The sequence below is a fragment of the Amycolatopsis plumensis genome (genome assembly GCF_042652605.1).
GTDB lineage: Bacteria > Actinomycetota > Actinomycetes > Mycobacteriales > Pseudonocardiaceae > Amycolatopsis > Amycolatopsis plumensis.
Window position 1 is genome coordinate 9,296,799 of sequence record NZ_JBHSJY010000001.1, and the last position, 17,358, is coordinate 9,314,156.

At 73.4% G+C, this 17,358-nt stretch carries 18 protein-coding genes; 5 read left to right on the top strand and 13 right to left on the bottom strand.

The genetic code is table 11. The features are described 5' to 3' along the window. Positions 1-41: 41 nt before the first annotated feature. From ACFPLC_RS44770 to ACFPLC_RS44780, 3 genes are read right to left on the bottom strand one after another with little or no spacing between them, the layout of a single operon-like run. Positions 42-437: a MerR family transcriptional regulator gene (locus tag ACFPLC_RS44770; RefSeq protein ID WP_378190261.1), complete on the bottom strand. Its 396-nt coding sequence runs from the start codon at positions 435-437 to the stop codon at positions 42-44. A gap of 9 nt (positions 438-446) precedes the next feature. After that, positions 447-959 carry a Dyp-type peroxidase gene (locus tag ACFPLC_RS44775; protein WP_378190263.1) on the bottom strand — a complete coding sequence of 171 codons (513 nt, stop codon included), beginning with the start codon at positions 957-959 and terminating at the stop codon, positions 447-449. Positions 960-969: 10 nt separating this feature from the next. Further along, complete coding sequence (locus tag ACFPLC_RS44780; protein ID WP_378190265.1) at positions 970-3,705, bottom strand: helix-turn-helix transcriptional regulator; 2,736 nt, start codon at positions 3,703-3,705, stop codon at positions 970-972. A 140-nt stretch (positions 3,706-3,845) separates the two neighbouring features. Between ACFPLC_RS44780 and ACFPLC_RS44785 the strand changes: the two genes are divergently transcribed. From ACFPLC_RS44785 to ACFPLC_RS44800, 4 genes are all read left to right on the top strand, one after another. Continuing rightward, the gene (locus ACFPLC_RS44785; RefSeq protein ID WP_378190267.1) at positions 3,846-4,415 is read left to right on the top strand and encodes a VOC family protein; all 570 of its coding nucleotides are present in this window, start codon (positions 3,846-3,848) and stop codon (positions 4,413-4,415) included. A 38-nt stretch (positions 4,416-4,453) separates the two neighbouring features. Continuing rightward, positions 4,454-5,347 carry an alpha/beta fold hydrolase gene (locus ACFPLC_RS44790; RefSeq protein ID WP_378190269.1) on the top strand — a complete coding sequence of 298 codons (894 nt, stop codon included), beginning with the start codon at positions 4,454-4,456 and terminating at the stop codon, positions 5,345-5,347. 46 nt (positions 5,348-5,393) lie between these two features. After that, positions 5,394-6,515: an epoxide hydrolase family protein gene (locus ACFPLC_RS44795; protein WP_378190270.1), complete on the top strand. Its 1,122-nt coding sequence runs from the start codon at positions 5,394-5,396 to the stop codon at positions 6,513-6,515. A gap of 84 nt (positions 6,516-6,599) precedes the next feature. Continuing rightward, positions 6,600-7,061: a VOC family protein gene (locus ACFPLC_RS44800; protein ID WP_378190272.1), complete on the top strand. Its 462-nt coding sequence runs from the start codon at positions 6,600-6,602 to the stop codon at positions 7,059-7,061. 22 nt (positions 7,062-7,083) lie between these two features. Here the strand turns inward: ACFPLC_RS44800 and ACFPLC_RS44805 are convergent, their stop codons facing one another. The 4 genes from ACFPLC_RS44805 to ACFPLC_RS44820 form a co-directional block, all read right to left on the bottom strand. Continuing rightward, a complete protein-coding gene (locus tag ACFPLC_RS44805; protein ID WP_378190275.1) occupies positions 7,084-7,941 on the bottom strand; it encodes a dienelactone hydrolase family protein in 858 nt (285 codons plus the stop codon). Between the two features lie 161 nt (positions 7,942-8,102). Continuing rightward, positions 8,103-8,894, bottom strand: a complete 792-nt coding sequence (locus ACFPLC_RS44810) for an FHA domain-containing protein (protein ID WP_378190277.1) — start codon at positions 8,892-8,894, stop codon at positions 8,103-8,105. Further along, positions 8,891-10,084 (bottom strand): right-handed parallel beta-helix repeat-containing protein, encoded by a 1,194-nt coding sequence (locus ACFPLC_RS44815; RefSeq protein ID WP_378236200.1) that lies wholly within the window; start codon positions 10,082-10,084, stop codon positions 8,891-8,893. The genes ACFPLC_RS44810 and ACFPLC_RS44815 overlap by 4 nt, the downstream gene beginning before the upstream one ends. Positions 10,085-10,967: 883 nt before the next feature. Beyond that, on the bottom strand, positions 10,968-11,951 hold the full coding sequence (locus ACFPLC_RS44820; protein ID WP_378236201.1) for a serine/threonine-protein kinase: 984 nt from the start codon (positions 11,949-11,951) through the stop codon (positions 10,968-10,970). Positions 11,952-12,100: 149 nt separating this feature from the next. Between ACFPLC_RS44820 and ACFPLC_RS44825 the strand changes: the two genes are divergently transcribed. Further along, positions 12,101-12,559 (top strand): hypothetical protein, encoded by a 459-nt coding sequence (locus ACFPLC_RS44825; RefSeq protein ID WP_378207201.1) that lies wholly within the window; start codon positions 12,101-12,103, stop codon positions 12,557-12,559. A gap of 12 nt (positions 12,560-12,571) precedes the next feature. On the opposite strand, the gene ACFPLC_RS44830 is transcribed toward ACFPLC_RS44825, so the two are convergent. From ACFPLC_RS44830 to ACFPLC_RS44855, 6 genes are all read right to left on the bottom strand, one after another. After that, positions 12,572-13,171: a dihydrofolate reductase family protein gene (locus ACFPLC_RS44830; protein ID WP_378207198.1), complete on the bottom strand. Its 600-nt coding sequence runs from the start codon at positions 13,169-13,171 to the stop codon at positions 12,572-12,574. A 65-nt stretch (positions 13,172-13,236) separates the two neighbouring features. After that, positions 13,237-14,058, bottom strand: a complete 822-nt coding sequence (locus ACFPLC_RS44835) for a helix-turn-helix domain-containing protein (protein ID WP_378207207.1) — start codon at positions 14,056-14,058, stop codon at positions 13,237-13,239. 47 nt (positions 14,059-14,105) lie between these two features. Next, on the bottom strand, positions 14,106-14,870 hold the full coding sequence (locus tag ACFPLC_RS44840; RefSeq protein WP_378207195.1) for a PIG-L deacetylase family protein: 765 nt from the start codon (positions 14,868-14,870) through the stop codon (positions 14,106-14,108). Between the two features lie 95 nt (positions 14,871-14,965). Further along, the gene (locus ACFPLC_RS44845; protein WP_378207192.1) at positions 14,966-15,751 is read right to left on the bottom strand and encodes a tyrosine-protein phosphatase; all 786 of its coding nucleotides are present in this window, start codon (positions 15,749-15,751) and stop codon (positions 14,966-14,968) included. A 46-nt stretch (positions 15,752-15,797) separates the two neighbouring features. Further along, positions 15,798-17,003, bottom strand: a complete 1,206-nt coding sequence (locus ACFPLC_RS44850) for an RNA polymerase sigma factor (protein WP_378236202.1) — start codon at positions 17,001-17,003, stop codon at positions 15,798-15,800. Next, entirely contained in the window at positions 17,000-17,353 is a 354-nt protein-coding gene (locus tag ACFPLC_RS44855) for a YciI family protein (protein ID WP_229902959.1), read from the bottom strand. Before ACFPLC_RS44855 ends, ACFPLC_RS44850 begins: the two co-directional genes overlap by 4 nt. Positions 17,354-17,358: the final 5 nt, after the last annotated feature.

A 17,358-nucleotide genomic window follows, 5' to 3' on the forward strand; every position in this document is an offset into this window, starting at 1 on the left:
ATTGGTGTCAGGGGCAAGCGGCTGAGGTGCAGGTCACAGCGTCAGGCCGACCGGGTCACCGGCTCCGGGGCCCTGGACAGCTCCGCCCGGTGCCGGCTGTTGGCCCGGAGCAGCACATCGAGCGCGTCCCGGGTCTCGATCAGGTGCGCGATTTCGGCGTCGATTCGGTCGCGCTCCCGCGTCATCGCCGTGTACGTCTCCTCGGCGACGTCCAGGTCACCGGGGATGTCCACACACGGCAGCACGGTCGCGATCACCCGGCTGGACAGACCCGCGTCGAACAGCTGTCGGATCAGCGCCACGCGCTGGACCGCGGCCTCGGAATAGTGCCGCTGCCCAGCGTCGGAGCGTGAGCTGGTCAGCAGGCCCTGCTCTTCGTAATACCGCAGTGAGCGCTGACTCACGCCCGTGCGCCTGGACAGCTCGCCGATCCGCATGCAGCCAGCTTACGTGGCCAGCATGGCGCGGCCCGGGTAGTCGCCGGCCGTTGCGGTGCTTCCGGGGAGGACGAAGAAATAGCCGCCGCCGAAGGGGAGGGTGTACTTCTCCAGGGCCTCTCCGGCGAGCCTTCGCTGGATCGTGGCGAAGCCCGACTCCAGGTCGCGCTGGTAGCAGACGAAGATCTGGCCGACGTCCTCGTCCGACAGGCGGTACGAGTGACCACGGCGCAGGATGCGGTGTTCTTCGCTGCCCGCCGCCCGGCGGATGTGGGCGTCGAGGGCGATGACGCGGCCCTGGGGGTCGCCGGCGAAGTCGGGCTTCGCGCGTTCGTCCGCCTGCCCCAACGGCGCACCGGAGTCCTTGTGGCGGCCGAACACGCGCTCCTGGACCGGTACCGGCTCCGCGTCCCAGATCGGCATCGCCGGGCCGACCGCGATCGAACCGGTCCCCGCGGACACCGGATCAAGCAGCACCCGGTACCTGCCGGCAGTGGGAAGCGCGGGCAGGTCGCTGACCACGCCCGGCCCCTCAGCGTGTTCCCACCGCGTCGAAGGCCGTATCGCGCAATTGACGTCGTGAGCTGATCCCGAGCTTGCCGAACACCTTGCGCAGGTGCCATTCCACGGTGCGCGGGCTCAGGAAGAGCCGCGTGCCGATCTCCGGGTTGGACAGCCCTTCGCGGACCAGGCGCGCGATCTGGAACTCCTGCGCGGTCAGCTCTTCCGTGGTCCCGGCGGTGCGTTTGCGGGCCGTCTCGCCGGTGGCCAGCAGTTCGCGGCGGGCACGGTCCGCGAAGGCTTCGAGGCCCATCGCGGAAGTCATGGTGTGCGCGGTGCGCAGGTGCTCCCGGGCGTCGGCACGGCGTCCTTCGCGCCGGAGCCATTCGCCGAACAGCAGGTGGCTGCGGGCCAGCTCCACCCGCAACGGCGTGCCGGTGAGCAACGCGATCGATGCCGCGTAGCACTCGTCCGGGGTCTCGCCCGCCAGCGCCCGCAGGCGGGCCTCGAGCGCCCGCGTCCACGCCGTCGGGGTGGCCCGCGCCCGTTCGGACATCCGGTCCAGCGCGGCCGTGACGAGGTCGCCGTCGCCGGTGCGCGACGCGGCTTCCGCCAGTTCCGCGGTCGCCAGGGCCTGGTGACCGATGGTGTCGTGCTCGAACACCCGGCGCGCCGCCTCGCGGGCGAGGTCGTGGCGGCCGAGACCGTTGGCGAGCACGGCGGTGGCGTAGTCGGCGAACCGCACGACCCGGCCCTGGCCCCGTTCGGCCGCCTCCGCCGCCGCGGCCGTGATTTCCGCGGCCGCGGCGTCCCGGCCGCGCAGGGCGGCGAGCAGGATCGCGCTGTACCCGACCGGCCGGCCGCCGGTGATCTCGGCGAGCAGCCGGTCCTCGTCGACGAGTGCCTGGGCCGCCGTCAGGTCGCCGGCCACCAGCTCCTGGTTGGCCAGGAAGTTGAGGGCGAACTGCAGCTGGACGAGCGCGCCGGTCTCGCGGGCCAGCCCGGCCTGCCGTTCGGCGAGCGCGCGGCCGGCGGCGTAGTCCAGCACCTCGGTCGCGAGGGTGCCGCCGGCCCGGTTGCCCAGCAGCCACAGCACCCGCCCGACGTTCTCGCCGCCGGTGCCCAGCGCCCGGACGGCGTCCACCGCCTTCGTCATCAGCGGGGCCGCTGCCGCGTAGCCGTCGGTGAGCCGGGTGGCGAGCGCGTCCAGCACGAGGTCGACGGCGGTCGGTGGTCCCTGGGCGGCGGGCGCCGCGAGCGCCCGCGTCGCGGCTTCGACGACGCCGGATCCGGCCCACACAGCGGCGCCGAGCGCCTCCAGGTACGTCTCGCGGGCCCGGTCACCGTCGAGACGTCCGGCCGCACGCAGGAGCAGCTCCGCCGCGTCACCGCCGCGCCGCTGGTCGAACGCGATCTGCCCGCGCAGCCGTTCGGCCTCGGCGTCCCGCGCCGGATCCGGCGGCCCCGCTTCGGCCGCGCCCAGCAGGCTCAGCGCCACTTCCAGCGCGCCGGCACCGCGTTCGGCCCGGGCCGCGGCAAGCTCGCGCCGGGCGCGCACCGCCGGATCGGGCGTGAGCATGGCCGCCTGCCGCAGCAGCGCCGCGGCGGCGACGAGACCGCCGCGCGCCTGGGCCCGGCCGGCGGAGCGCTCCAGCTCGGCCGCGACGTCTTCGTCGGGGGCGAGGGTCGCCTGCGCGCGGTGCCAGGCGCGCCGGTCCGGGTCGACGGCGGCGTCGGTCACCTCGGCCAGGGCCCGGTGCGCTTCCCGCCGCTCCCGGGCGTCGGCGGAACGGTAGACGGCCGAGCGCACCAGCGGGTGCCGGAAGCGGATCCGCGGCCCGAACTCGATCAGCCCGGTCGCCTCGGCGGCCGCGGCGGGGTCGGCGCCCAGGCCGAGCTCGCCGGCCGCCCGCCAGAGCAGGGTCGCGTCCCCCAGCGGCTCCGCGGCCGCGACCAGCAGCAGCTTCCGGGTGTCGGCCGGCAGGGGTGCGAGCTGCTGCAGGAAGCAGCGCTCGAGGCGGCCGGCCAGCGCGTCCCCGTCCGGGCGACGGAACCCGTCGGCCTGCTCGGCGGCGGTCCAGAACCGGGGCAGCTCGACCAGGGCCAGGGGGTTGCCGTGCGTTTCGGCGACGATCCGGTCGCGCACGCGGACGTCCAGCGGGCCCTTGAGCACCGAATCCAGGAGGGCGACGGCCGCCGCTGCGCCGAGGCCGCGGACCGCCAGCTCCGGCAGCCCGGCCAGGTCGGGTTCCGCCGCCGGTTCGCGCACGGCGACGACCAGGGCGATCGGCTCGGCCAGCAGCCGCCGGGCGACGAACGCGAGGGTCTGCGCGGACACCCGGTCGAGCCACTGCGCGTCGTCGACCAGGCACACCAGGGGCCGGTCCTCGGCGACTCCGGCGAGCAGCGTCAGCACGGCCAGCCCGACCAGGAACCGGTCCGGCGGCTCCCCCGCGGCCACGCCGAACGCGGTGCCGAGCGCGGCCCGCTGCGGAGCGGGCAGGTGTTCGAGCCGGTCGAGGAAGGGCGCGCACAGCTGCTGCAGGCCGGCGTAGGGCAGCTCCCGCTCCGCCTCGACGCCGGCTGTCCGCGCGATCCGGCACCCGGTTGCCCGGGCCGCGACGTGCTCCAGGAGCGCGGTCTTGCCGCTGCCGGCCTCACCGCGCAGCACCAGCACCCGGCTCTGCCCCGTCCGCGCTGCGGCGAGCACGCCGTCGAGGGCGGCGAGCTCGTCGCCGCGTCCGATCAGCTCCAGCTCCCGGGACATCACCCGGAACCCTAGCGCGATCCCCGGGCCCCGGGCCCGGGGAAGGACCAGGGTGTCTCACGGGGGCGAAGGAGCGTTCGGGGGACGACTGTGGTTGGCGAGCGGCGAACCCCGCCGCCGTCCCGAGAAGGAGTCCGATCATGGACATGAAGCTGGAAGTCGTGGTCCTGCCCGTCACCGACGTCGACCGGACCAAACACTTCTACAAGACCCTCGGCTGGCGTGAAGACGCCGACGTCCGGTTCGGCACCTCGCGCATCGTGCAGCTGACCCCGCCGGGATCGACGGCGTCGGTGCACTTCGGCACCGGCCTCACCGACGCCACCCCCGGCTCGGTCCGCGGCACCTACCTCGTCGTCGACGACATCGAAGCGGCGCGCGCCGAGCTGGCCGGCCACGGCGTCGACGTCAGCGAGGTCTTCCACCGCGACGAGACCGGCGCCTTCGCCCCGGGCGTGCACCCCGACCACGGCACCTACTCGTCGTTCGCGTCGTTCAGCGACCCGGACGGCAACACCTGGCTGCTGCAGGAGATCACCACCCGCTTCCCCGGCCGCGTCACCGGCGTGACGTACGACTCGGCGCAGCAGCTGGAGGAGGCACTGCGCGAAGCCGCGGCCGCGCACGGCGAGCACGAGAAGGAAACCGGGCAGTACGACGAGCAGTGGCCCGTCTGGTACGCCCGGTACATGACCGGCCACCAGGACTGAGCCGCGATCATGGTGGACGAGGGTGCGACAATCGGCGCATGATCTTCAGTTCGGCCGGGCGGGCCGTCACCTCCACTTTGGACATCGCGTACGAGCGGTCGGGTCCGCCGGACGGTCCGCCGGTCATCCTGCTCCACGGCTTCCCCTACGACGTGCGGGCGTTCGACGAGGTCGCGCCCCGGCTGGCCGCCCGGGGCGCCCTCGTGCTCGCCCCCTACCTCCGGGGCTTCGGCGCGACGTCGTTCCGCGAGGAATCGGCGATGCGCTCGGGACAGCAGGCCGCGCTGGCGCACGACCTCGTCGAGTTCATGGACGCACTCCAGATCGACTCCGCGGTCCTCGCCGGCTACGACTGGGGAGGCCGGGCCGCCTGCGTCACGGCGGCCCTGCAGCCGGAGCGGGTGCGTGGCCTGGTCACCGTGGACGGCTACAACGTCCAGGACATCGCCGCCGCGGACGAACCCACGAGGCCGGACTGGGAGCAGTACTTCTGGTACCAGTTCTACTTCCATTCCGAGCGCGGCCGCCGCGGGCTCGAGCAGAACCGCGAAGAGCTCTGCTCACTGCTGTGGCGCTCCTGGTCGCCGAAGTGGGAAGGGGCCGGTGCCGCCTTCCCGGCGAGCGCGCCGAGCCTGCACAACCCGGACTTCGTCGACGTGGTCATCCATTCCTACCGGCACCGCTACGGCCTCGCCGAAGGCGATCCCCGGTACCAGCGGACGGAAGAGCTCATCGCGAAGCAGCCGTCGATCACGGTTCCGACCGTGGTGCTGGAAACGGGCGCCGACGGCCTGCCCGGCCCGAGCGCGGCCGGCGACCGTGAGTACTTCACCGGACCGTACGAACACCGGCTCCTGCGGGACATCGGGCACAACGCTCCCCAGGAAGCGCCGGAGGAGTTCGCGGACGCGGTCGCGGCACTGCTCCGGTAAGCCGGTTCAGCGCAACGACAGCCGCGCCGAGGAAGGGAGATCCGCTGTGACGGCCGAGCCGTTCGAGGTCAGCGTCACCGAAGCCGAGATCGCGGACCTGCGTGCCCGGTTGCGCCGGACGCGGTGGCCCGAGCCCGAACCGGTGGACGACTGGTCACAGGGCATCCCGCTGGCCTACACGCAGGAACTCTGCCGCAGCTGGGCCGAGGACTACGACTTCGGGTTCGCCGGGCGGCTGAACGCCTTCCCGCAGTACCGCGACACCGTCGACGGGCTCGGCATCCACTTCGTGCACGCCCGCTCGCCGGAGCCGGACGCGTTCCCGCTGGTGCTCACGCACGGGTGGCCGGGTTCGGTGCTCGAATTCCTCGAGGTGATCGGTCCGCTGACCGACCCGCGCGCGCACGGCGGGGACCCGGCGGACGCGTTCCACGTGGTCGCCCCGTCGTTGCCCGGCTACGGCTGGAGTGACAAGCCGGCGACGACCGGGTGGGGCGTCACCCGCATCGCGCGCGCCTGGGACACGCTGATGGTTTCCCTGGGCTACCGGCGCTACGGCGCCCAGGGTGGTGACTGGGGCTCGGCGGTGTCCGGCGCGCTGGGCGAGGTGGCGCCCGAGCGGGTCGCCGGCGTGCACCTGAACCTGGGGTCGGTGGCGGCGGGCACGTTCGACGACCCGACCCCGTCCGAGCTGGCGAACCTCGAGGCCGAGAAGGAGTTCCAGCGCACCGGGCGGGGGTACTCGGCGCTCCAGGCGACCCGGCCGCAGACGCTCGGCTACGGCCTCACCGACTCCCCGGCGGGCCAGGCCGCCTGGATCGCCGAGAAGTTCCGGGCCTGGACCGACCACGACGGCAACCACGAGGACGCGGTCACGCGGCAGCAGATCCTCGATGAGATCTCGGTCTACTGGTTCACCGCGTCCGCGACGTCGTCGGCGCGCCTGTACTGGGAGAGCTTCGCCCACTTCCGGGACAGGGTCACCGCACCGGCCGGGCTATCGGTGTACCCGCGCGACATCACCCGCCCGTCGCGGCGCGAGGCCGAGCTGCGGTTCACCGACCTGCGCTGGTTCGAGGAACTGCCCCGGGGAGGCCACTTCGCCGCCCTGGAGCAGCCCGAGTCGCTCGTCGAGCAGGTGCGCGGGTTCTTCCGCCTCGTCCGCTGACGGCCGCGGAATCGAGGACCGCAGCTGTCCGCTTTCACTGGCAAGGTGGACGACGTCAGCCCGACGACCAACGGAGAACCCCTGATGAGCCGACACGTCCAGGTCACGTTCGACGCCCACGACCCGCGAGCGCTTTCGGCGTTCTGGCGCGAGGTGCTGGACTACGTCCACCCGGCCCCGCCCGGGGTCGACCTGCCCGAAGGCGCCGACCCGTTCGCCGCGTGGGACGAGTTCCTCGAGCGGGCCGGCGTGCCGGAAGACCAGCGCACCAGCAGCTCCGCCGTCGAGGACCCCGAGGGCCGGGGGCCGCGTCTGTTCTTCCAGCGGGTGCCGGAGGGCAAGACCGCGAAGAACCGGGTCCACCTCGACGTCCGGGCCGCCCCGGGCCTGCAGGGCGAGGAGCGGATGGCGGCCCTCGAAGCGGAGTGCGAACGGCTGGTCGCCCTCGGCGCGGCCCGGGTACGCCGCTTCGAGCCCGAGCCGCCGCTCAGCGCCGGGTTCATCGTGATGACCGACCCCGAAGGCAACGAGTTCTGCTTGGATTGAGCCCCGGCCGGACCCCTTCGGTCTACAGTGGACAGTTGCTGCGGTACATCGAGATCCCGGTCCGGTCCGCCGCCATCGGGCACAGGAACCTCTCGTAGCGCGTGTCCCGGTCGAGGGCCAGCTTGAGCCACGGGACGAGCGTGCGCATTTCGACTGTGTTCGGCCGGGTCGCGAACAGGTGGTCCACGCCGGTGATCTGGACGTAGGCCTTCTTCAGGGCCGCCGGCAGTGTGGCCCACAGCTTCTCGAGGTACGCCGGGGTGACGACCGGGTCGCGCTGCCCGGCGATGAACATCGTCGGCACCTGGTCGCCGGCCAGGTCGAGGGTGCCCACCGGGGAGCCGGGCGCCAGCCCGACCGCCGACTTCAGCGACGGGCGCCGCAGCGCCGCGAGCAGGGCGCCGGCCCCGCCCGCGGAATGCCCGATGACGCCCAGCCGGCTCGCGTCCACGCGGGTGCGCACCGGGCTCTTCTGCGTCAGGTAGTCGAGTGCCGCGAGCAGCTGCGTGGCGCGGGCGTCGGCGCTGTCGGTCCGGCTGAGGGTTTCGACGCCGATGACGACGAACCCGAAGGACGCCAGCCGCGGCCCCATCCACGCCTCTTCGTCGGCGAACAGAGCGGAATAGCCGGGCACGATCGCGACCGCGCCCCACGTGCCCAAGCCGGTGTCGGCCGGGTAGTAGACGTACCCGCCGTTGAACCCGTTGCCGGGCGGCACTTTCGCCTGCGCCGTCGCGAACGGCCCGTACGGCGCCGCCACGCTCGCGAGGGTGGGATCGGGCCCCCGCTGGTAGGCGTTGGCCACCGCGGGCGACGGCGAGGCAGCCAGGCTCAGCACCGCCGCGACGGTGGCAGCGGCTCGGAAGAGAACGCGTCGCATCGCCTTACCTCCTCGCACGACCCAGCCGGGGAGATCGACGCTAATGCCACCGGTTCGAACGCCACAACTCGCTCACGCGCCGGGCCGGGCCGATTCCGTCGAAGGGCCAGTTCACAGCCGTCGCACGCCTTTCGCGGAAAACTGAAAGTTACGGCCCGCCCTCAGCCGGGGAACAGCGGCGGCTCGGAAAGCTCGAGCCACTCCAGGTCCATCGGCACCAGCGTCGTCGACAGCACCAGCTCGCGCAGCAGGTTCACGGTCAGCGTCAACCCCACCGGCTCCCCCACCTCGTCCCGGCGCAGCCCGTGCACCCCGGCGTCGGAAAGCCGTTGCCGGACGCGGGAAACGAGGTGCTCGACGCGCTTGGCGGTCCAATTCTCGCGAGGCCGTCGTTCGGCGAGCTCGGCGGCCGCCTGCTGGCGGGACAGCGGCAGCGGGTGGGGGTCGTAACCGAGGTAACGCTGCCCGAGCACGGTCAGCGCGAGGTGCTCCTCCGGGGACAGCCGCCAGCGTTTCGGCGGCGCCGTCGGGTGCGTGGGGCGGCGCGTGGCGACCCCCGTCTCGCCGTCGGAGACGAGCAGCTCCAGCACGTGCTCGCGGGTGCCGCGCAGGAACAGCGCGGTGTAGCCGTCGGCCAGCGGCAGCGGTTCGCTGTCGCGGTGCAGCAGGACGTTGTCGGACAGCCGGATCGGCGAGCGGCCGGTGTTGCTGAGCCACCAGCGGTCCCGCTCGCGCACGAGCTGCCCGTGGACCCGGCTGATCCGCACGTCCTCTTCGCCGACGCAGACGTCGACCTCCAGCCGGTTGCGCCCGAAGGTCACCCGGCGGCCGGGCGACGGCGGCACCGCGACGCCGCCGGTGACGGTCAGCGCGCTCAACGTGCCCGGCACGGTGGCGGGGACGCCGTGGCGCAGGCTGCGGCGGCGGTGCGGGTCGAGGCGTTCGGTGGTCACGGCCACCTCCGTTCGTAGGCGCCGATGTCGAAGCCCGCGCCGGCGGGCCGGGGGACGCCGTCGAGATCGAACGCGGGCGCGTGCACGGGACTGCCGGCATCAATCGCGGCTGAGCCCGCGGCGAGGTGGTAGTCGCCGCGGGCCGGATCGGCGAACCCCGGATCCCCGGCGAAGTTGTGGTCGGCGGCGAATGGCCCGGTGTCGACCGGTCCGTCACCGAAGACGTTGTTGCGCAGGAGGTTCACCCCGGTGAACCGGTCGGCGTCGATCCGCAGGGAACCACGGGCGTTGCCGGCGAAGGTGTTGTTGACGATCTCCAGGTTCCGCATGGTCCCGGTCGACTCGACCCAGAGGCTCAGCCCGGCCTGCGCGTTGCCGGCCGACAGGTTGCCGACGACCCGCACGTCCGACAGCAGCCGGCTTCCCGAGTAGTCCTCGACGGCGAGCCCGATCCCGGCCTTGGTGGCCTCGCGGGTCCCGCCGACCACGTTGGCGTAGACGTCCACAGTGGACGAAGAGTCGACGTAGATGTCCGGGCCCCGGTTGCCGGTCACGACGTTGTGGTGGGTCTTCACCCGCGCGGCGTCGTCGTACTTGACGTCGATGCCTTCCTCGCCGTTGTCGTGCACGCGGCAGCCGGACACGTCGACGTCCGACGAGCCCGAGGCGATGCTCAGCGCCTCGTGGTCGGCCGCGGTGCCGCGGGCGTTGGTGCCGTGGATGTCGCACTGCGTGACGCGCACCCGCCGGGTGCCGATCAGCACGAGGCCGCCGTCGCGGGAACCGTCGACGCCGAACCGGTCGAACACGAGGTCGTGCGCGCCCACGGCGTACACGCCGAAGCCGGCCGAGCCGGACACAGTCACGTCGGTGAACTCGAGCCAGCTGTGCCCGCCCACCGCCAGGCCGCCGGCGCCGGTCAGCACGGCGGTGCCGCCGAGGCCGGTGAACCGGATGGGGCGCCCCGGGGCGCCGTCGCGGTGGACGGTCAGCCCGCCCGGGTAGGTACCGGCCTCGATCGCGACCGTGTCACCCGGCCGGGCCAGGTCGGCGGCGGCCTGCACCGTGGCGTAGTACCCGTGCGGGCCGACGTGCCAGGTGCGCGGGACCGGTCCGGCAGCCCCCTCGGCTGCCGGACCGGCCATGGCCACCACCAGGAGCGCCCCACCGGCCAGTACCCGTATCGCCACTTCTCGTCCTGTCTGCTCCGGCCCGCGTACCCGGCCCCGGCTCCCTTTCTAGCCGGGGCAGCCGGGGACCGGTCCCCGGCTCACGGCAGCCGCCGGACGAGGACCTCCGCCAATGAGCGCGCGGTTGCGCACAACGCGTCCCCATTGGCCGCCGTGGTGTCCTCGATGGCGACCGCGGCAACCTCCTCCCGGTCCTGGGGAGTACCGCGCGTCATCGGCGCGGGCGGGGTGTACGAGCGGTGCACGACCTTGACGGAGCACTCCGGGTTCCCGCCGGGCACCGGGGCCACGACGGCGGTGCGGTTGCCGATCCGGATCCGGGCCCCCGGCACCTCGTCGTCCTCCTCGATCGGCCATTCCCGGCTGTACTCGATGGTGATCGTGCGCGGATCGTGCTCCCACGTGCAGCCCCAGCCGCCGAACGCGTGGTCCGGCGGCGTGACCCGGCCCAGCACGCGGGTCGTCGTGGCCTCGTCGAGCAGGCCGCAGGCGTCGACGTGCGCCAGTGACTGCTTCGGGAGCGGGGTACGCCGCGGCAGCGGCCCGTTGGCGAGACTGGTCAGCACGCCGGAGAGCACCGAGTCCGAGTAGGAGCACACCGGCGCCTCACGCGCGCCTTCCAGCGCGCGTGAAGTGACGACGATCCGGTTGGTGTCGGCCAGCGAGATGGCCCGCTCGCACGAGCCGTCGTGCATCTCGGGATACTCGATTTCGCCCATTTTGCCCGGCACCGGCGGCCGGGGCGGGTACCGCAGCGGTCCGGTCAGGTCGAGCCGGGTCTGCACCTTCCCGCCCTTCGCGGGCAGCGTGGTCGTGACGATGCAGGTGCCGAAGTTCGCCACCTCCGGGTCCACGAACGGCTGTCCGAAACCGGTGAGCGAGTTCAGCGAGATCGCCGCGCACGGGTCCGTCCCGGCCGGGTCGGGGCCGAGGGTGTTCGCGCCGGCCGGGACGCCGTGGCCGCTCGGCCCGGCCGGATCGCTCGCGGTGGTGGTCCAGAGGGGCTTTGCGAGGACGAACCCGGCCACCAGCGCGGCCACCGCCGCCACCGCGCCCCCGGCGAGCACCCGGCGGCGCAGGTGGCGTCGCGGGCGCCGGGGCGCGGGCGCTCCGCCGCGAGCAGCGTGACCGCTTCGGCGGCGGTGGGCCGGTCCGCCGGGTGCCGGGCCATCAGCGCCTCGAGCACCGGCGCGAACCGCCCGGCGCGCTCGGCGGGCGCAGTGCGCCCGGCGGCCGCCCGGCGCACCTGCGCGAACGGGCCGTCCTCGCCCGTGCCCCACGGCGAGCGGCCTTCGATCGCGGCGTAAAGGGTGGCCCCCAGGGAAAAGACGTCCGAGGCGGGCCCGGCTTCGGCGCCGTCGGCGACCTCCGGCGCGACGTACCCGAGCGTGCCGGTGAGCTGGGCGCCGCCGGTGCGGGTGACCTCGGTCCAGCGGGCGATGCCCAGGTCGGTGAGCTTGGCGACGTCGTCCGCGGTCACCAGGACGTTGCCCGGCTTGACGTCGCGGTGCACGATACCGCGCGCGTGCATGTCCGCCAGCGCCGCGGCGAGCTGCGCGCCGATCCGCCGGACCCGCTCCTCGGGCAGCGGCCCGTCGTCGTCGACGAGCTCTTCGAGGGTCCGGGCGGCCAGGTACTCGGTGACCAGCCACCGGGCGTCGCCGTCGACGACCGTGTCGAACACGGTGACGACGTTCGAGTGCAGCAGCCCGGCGCCGATCCGCGCCTCCCGCCGGATCTGCCCGGCGTCCTCGCCCAGCGCGCGCTTGAGCGTCACCTGCCTGCCGAGCTCGAGATCGACCGCCCGCCAGACGACGCCCATCCCACCCCGGCCGAGCTCTTCCTCCAACCGGTAACGGTTGGCCACGACCCTCCCCATGCCCACCCATGGAGTGTACGAAATTCCGTGTCGGACCGCTGACCCCGCGTCACCGGCGCAGTTGTCCGGGACCGGTCCCCGAGGCCCCGCTCGATACTCCGGGAGCAGCACCCGGTGCGGGAAGTCGTGAGGGAGCAGTGATCGAGACAGGCGAATTTCCGCGGGTGCGTCTGGCCTGCGTCCACAGCGAGCGAAACCGCGAGTACCTGGCGCCGGTCACCACCGTCCGGTACTCGCTGAGCGACATCCCGGTTCCGCGGCCCGCCACCGGACTCGTCGAAGCCACGGTGACCTGCGGCTCCTGCGGGAGCCGGGTGCGGGTGCGGGTGTTCAGCCGCGCGCGGCGCCGCCGGGGGAAGCTGGCCTGGTTCGGCCTGTTCCTGCTGGGGGCGTTGATCGCCACGCCGTCGACCGGCCGTCTGGTCGCCTTGGACGCACTCGGCGAGCCGGCCGCGCTGCCGTACGTGCTGCCGATGCTGGCCGAAGTCCTGGGCCTCGGCGCGGCGGTGGCGGGAGCCACGTTCTTCTGCACCGACGACGGCGTGCGCCTGACCTCGTTCTGGGGCGACGCCGGGCACCGACTCCGCCGGTGGTGAGGAGGCGCGGGATCAGCCTTCGCCGCCGGTGGCGCCGCGCACCCGGTAGCGCAGGTGAAGCACCCGGTTGCCCCGGATCACCACGTCGGGATCCTCCAGCAGATGCTGCGCGTCGACCCGCCCGAAGTACCGCTTGCCGGACCCGAACACCACGGGTACGACGTCCATGCGCACTTCATCGACCAATCCCGCGGCGAGCACCTGGCCCCCGACGTCGCCGGCGGCCACCTCGACCACGCGGTCACCCGCGAGCTCCTGGGCCTTCGCCACGGCTGCCTCGATGCCGCCGGCGAAGTGGAACGGTGCCGCGGGGTCCCAGCCCTCGGGCGGCGGCCGGTGCGTCACGACGACCACGTGGCCGACGCCGCTCGGCGGCTTGCCGTCCCAGCCGTCCGTGATGTCGAAGACGTGGCGGCCGGCGATGGTCACCGCGATTTCGTCCCAGTACGGCCGGAGGTAGTCGTAGGACTGCTGCGACACCTTCACCACGCCGCTGTCGTCCAGTGGGACGTCACCTCCGGACAACCAGTCGAACAGCGGTCCGGGCTGGTCGTTCTCGTCCGCGACGAAGCCGTCCACCGACACCGAGCTGTACATGACCACCTTGCCCACGGCACTCTCCTCTGCTTGCGGGGTGCCCAAATTAGCCGCTCGCGCGCGGTGGCTCTTGTAAGAAATCAATCGGACGGCAGCGGCCAGCCGTTCAGCACGTGGCCGGGGTGTTCGCGCAGGAACCGCCGCCGGACTTCGACGTACCGGGTCGGCGTGAGCCCGGTGAACGCCCGGAACTCGTGGCCGAAGTGGGCCTGGTCGAAGTACCCCGCGCCGCCGGCGAGGCCGCTCCAGTCGATCGGTCCGGCGGGGTCGATCGCGAACACGGTGGCGGTGAAGCGGTGGGCGCGGGCGAGCCGCTTCGGGGTGACGCCGACGAGTTCCTTGAACCGCTTCGCCAGTTGAGTGCCGCTGACCCCGGCGGCCGCGCTCAGGTCGCCGATCGCCACCGCCCCGCCGGCCGCCGCGATGACGCCGCCGGTCCGGCTGACCAACCCCAGGCCGGCGGTCTCACGCAGCCGTCGCCGCAGCTCTTCCTCGAACAGCGTCAGCATCTCGTGCGGTCCGTCCGCCGTGGCCAGCCGGTCCCGCAGCCCGGCAACCGCGGCCCGGCCCCAGATCTGCTCCAGCGTCACCGGCCGGTCGCACAGCTCGGCCGCGGGCACCGGCAGGAACGGCGCCAGTCCCCACGGCTTGACGTGCGCGCCGACGGACCGCGTCCCCGGCGGATAGCCGAACTCGAACGCGCGGGTCGGCATGCTGATCACGCAGCCGTCGGCGTACTCGGCCGGCTCGGCGTCGGTGCCGCCTCGGATGCGGAACGGCGCCCCGAGGTTGACGACGAGCAGCGCGGTCGGCGCCGGCGGCAGCGTCAGCCGGGCGTACGGCGGCGCGCCCTCCAAGTAGTAGAGGTCGTCGATCAGCCCGTTCAGCGGCGGCCGCGGCACCCGGGACACGTACTCCACCCCAGCTCCTCCCGCCGGCCGGACCCGACTCAGTCCTCGGTGGTTTCCGTGGGGAGTTCCGGCGGTGCCTGCAGGTCGTGGGCGCGGAAGAGGACGGCGTGCTCGACACCCAGGGCTTTGCCGCCCATCGCGGCGAACTGCGGGATGAAGTCGGCGGGCGCCGGGTGGTCCGGGAGGGCGGCCAGGTAGGCCGCGTGCGCCTCCAGTGAAGCGACACCGCGGCGCAGGGGTTCGCCGGTGATGTCGACGCCGTGGGTCGGGTCCGTCATGCCCGGGGTGAGGTACCAGCGCGCGGAATGTGGTTCGAGGCCTTCGTCGTCGATCTGCTCCGGGAAGACCCACCGGTTGCCCGCGTCCCGGATCGCGTCCAGCGTCGCGAGTCCGGCCGCGCGGTGGTCGGCCTGGTCGAAGCCGTACGGCGTCTCGACTTCGAAGCTGCTGCCGAAGACGACGTCGGGTTTGAAGCGGCGGATCTCCCGGCAGATGTCCCTGCGCAGATCGAGACCGTGGACGAGGACGCCGTCCGGGTGCTCCAGGACGGTCAGGTGCTCGACGCCGACCGCGGCGCAGGCGGCCTGCTGCTCGGCCACGCGCAGGCGGGCCGTTTCCTCGGGCGGGTTCGGCATGCCGGCCTCGCCACGGGTGAGCAGGAGGTAGCCGACCTCGATGCCGCGGGCGGTCCAGCGAGCGACGGCCGAGGACGTGCCGTACTCCATGTCGTCGGGATGCGCGACGACGCAGAGCACGCGCCGGAAGGACTCTTCGGGCAGGACTGGCAACGTCATGCCGGACATCCTGCCGCATTTCGGGCCGTCGGCGTCGACGCGGAGCCCGCCACCGTGATTCGACGGAGGTCGCGCCGAGCGCGCGGGCAGGGCCGTTCGGCGCCTCAGTGCCGGGGCTGCCCCAAGAGCCGGCCCCGCACGCTCTGGAGTTCGCTCCCGGTGACCCCCGCGGCGACCAAGTACCGCTCGGCATCGAAACCGTCGAGGGTTGCCATGACGGCCTCCTCGGTCGTGGTCCCGTGGGTCGCGAGCATCGCCTGGATGACCGGTTGCTGGTCTTCGGTTCCCATCGCCGCGTACAAGGCCTTGAGCGCCTCGGCGGACAGGGCGTAGTCCGCCGCGATGGCGCGGGGTTCGACGTCGGCCAGTGCCAGCAGCAAGAGCGCGACCAGACCGGTCCGGTCCCGGCCGCCGCCGCAGTGGAACAGGACGCCGCCGGGCTCGGCGCGGGCGATCGCCTTGATGACCGCGGCGCACCTCCCCGCCTTCTGCCGGAGGAAGGCGGGGTAGTAGAGCGGGCTGCCGTTGAGTCCCTCCCGGTTGACGCGCTGCCAGAACTCGAGGTCGTCGATGTCGTCGAGCGGAACTTCGACCCGGCCGACGGCGGCCGGCGTGGTGGGACCGTCCGGGGCGGCGGCGAACTGCGCCGAGCCCGCCTGCGCAGTCACCGGACGGTGCGCCGGCCGGATTTCGTCCGCGTTCCGGAGGTCGATGATCGTGCGGACGCCGGACTCGCGCGCCTGGGCCCAGCCCGCCTCGGTGACGAACCGGAGGTCCGCGGCCCGGAAGAAGGCGCCGAAGGCGGTCGTGCCGCCGGACCTGGTGGGCAGCCCGCCGAGGTCCCTGGTGTTGAAGAAGCCTTCCCAGGCCACCGCTCTGCTCGTGCTCATCGCCGGCCGCTCCGTCCTCGCCGTGTCGTCGGTCGGGTCAGGGGTATCACCTCAGCCGCGCGGCGCGGGCGAGGAGGTGGCGCCGCTCGGGTTCGCTGGTGGTGCGCCGGGCCGCTTCCTGGTAGCCGGCGCGCGCCGCCGCGTGGTCGCCCGCCATTTCCCGCAGGTGTGCCCGCACGGACACGAGGTGGTGCGAGAACGAGCTGCGTTCGTCCGCGGAGAGGGCGTCCAGCAGCGCCAGCCCGGCGGCGGGTCCGTGGACCTCGGCCACCGCCACCGCCCGGTTGAGCGTCACCGCCGGGTTGGGGGCCACGCGCTCCAGCACCGTGTACAGGGCCAGGATCTGCGGCCAGTCGGTGTCCTCGGCCGTGGGTGCTTCGTCGTGGACCGCGGCGATCGCGGCCTGCAGCTGGTACGGGCCGACCGGGCCGCTCGCCAGGGCACCGGTCACCAGCGCCACGCCCTCGGCGATGGCTTCGGCGTCCCAGCGCGTCCGGTCCTGTTCGCCCAGCGGCACCAGCGACCCGTCCGGGGCCGTGCGGGCCGGCCGGCGGGCGTCGGTCAGCAGCAGCAACGCCAGGAGCCCGGCCACCTCGCCGTCGCCGGGGACCAGCCGGTGCAGCTCGCGGGCCAGCCGGATGGCCTCGGCCGTCAGCTCGGCCCGCACCAGCCGCGTCCCCGACGTCGCCGTGTAGCCCTCGTTGAAGACGAGGTAGACCACGTGGAGCACGGCGCCGAGCCGCGCCGCCTGTTCGGCGGGCGGCGGCAGCTCGAAGCCGGCTCCGGCCGCCTTGATCCGGTGCTTGGCCCGGCTGATGCGCTGGGCCATGGTCGCCTCGGGCACGAGGAAGGCCCGGGCGATCTCGGCGGTCGACAGGCCGCCGACGGCCCGCAGCGTCAGCGCGATCTGCGACGACGGCGTCAGCGCCGGGTGGCAGCACAGGAACAGCAGGGTGAGGGTGTCGTCACCGGCTTCGGCCTCGCCGCCGGCGGGAGGGGTGCGGAGCGCGTCGGCCTCCTCCCGCCGCCGGCGGGCGGCGTCGCTGCGGACCTGGTCGGCGAGGCGGCGCGAGGCCACCGTCACCAGCCAGGCCCGGGGGTTCTCCGGCCACCCCTCCGCCGGCCACTGGGCCGCGGCCGCCAGCAGCGCTTCCTGGACGGCGTCCTCGCAGGCATCGAACCGGCCGTAGCGGCGCACCAGCACGCCGAGCACCTCCGGGACCAGCCGTCGGACGGCCTGCCAGCCGGTCACGGCTCGACGTTCGCCTCGTGCATCAACGGCCGGACCTCGACCCCCCAGTAACGCGCCGACGGGGCGCGGGCGGCGATCTCCAGTGCGCGGTCCATGCCGTCGCAGTCGACGATCATGAAGCTGCCCAGGAACTCCTTGGCCTCCGCGTAGGGACCGTCGGTCACCACCGGTGTCCCCCCGGTGACCCGGACCATCTTGGTGTTCTCCTCGTCGGCGACGCCGTAGGCGCCGACCAGCTCCCCGGACTCGAACAGCTCCTGGTTGAGGGCGTCGGTCTCGCGGATGATCTCGGCGAGGGTCTCCGCACCCACCGAGTTGAAGGCTTCCTCGTTGCCGTAGATCAGCAGCATGTACT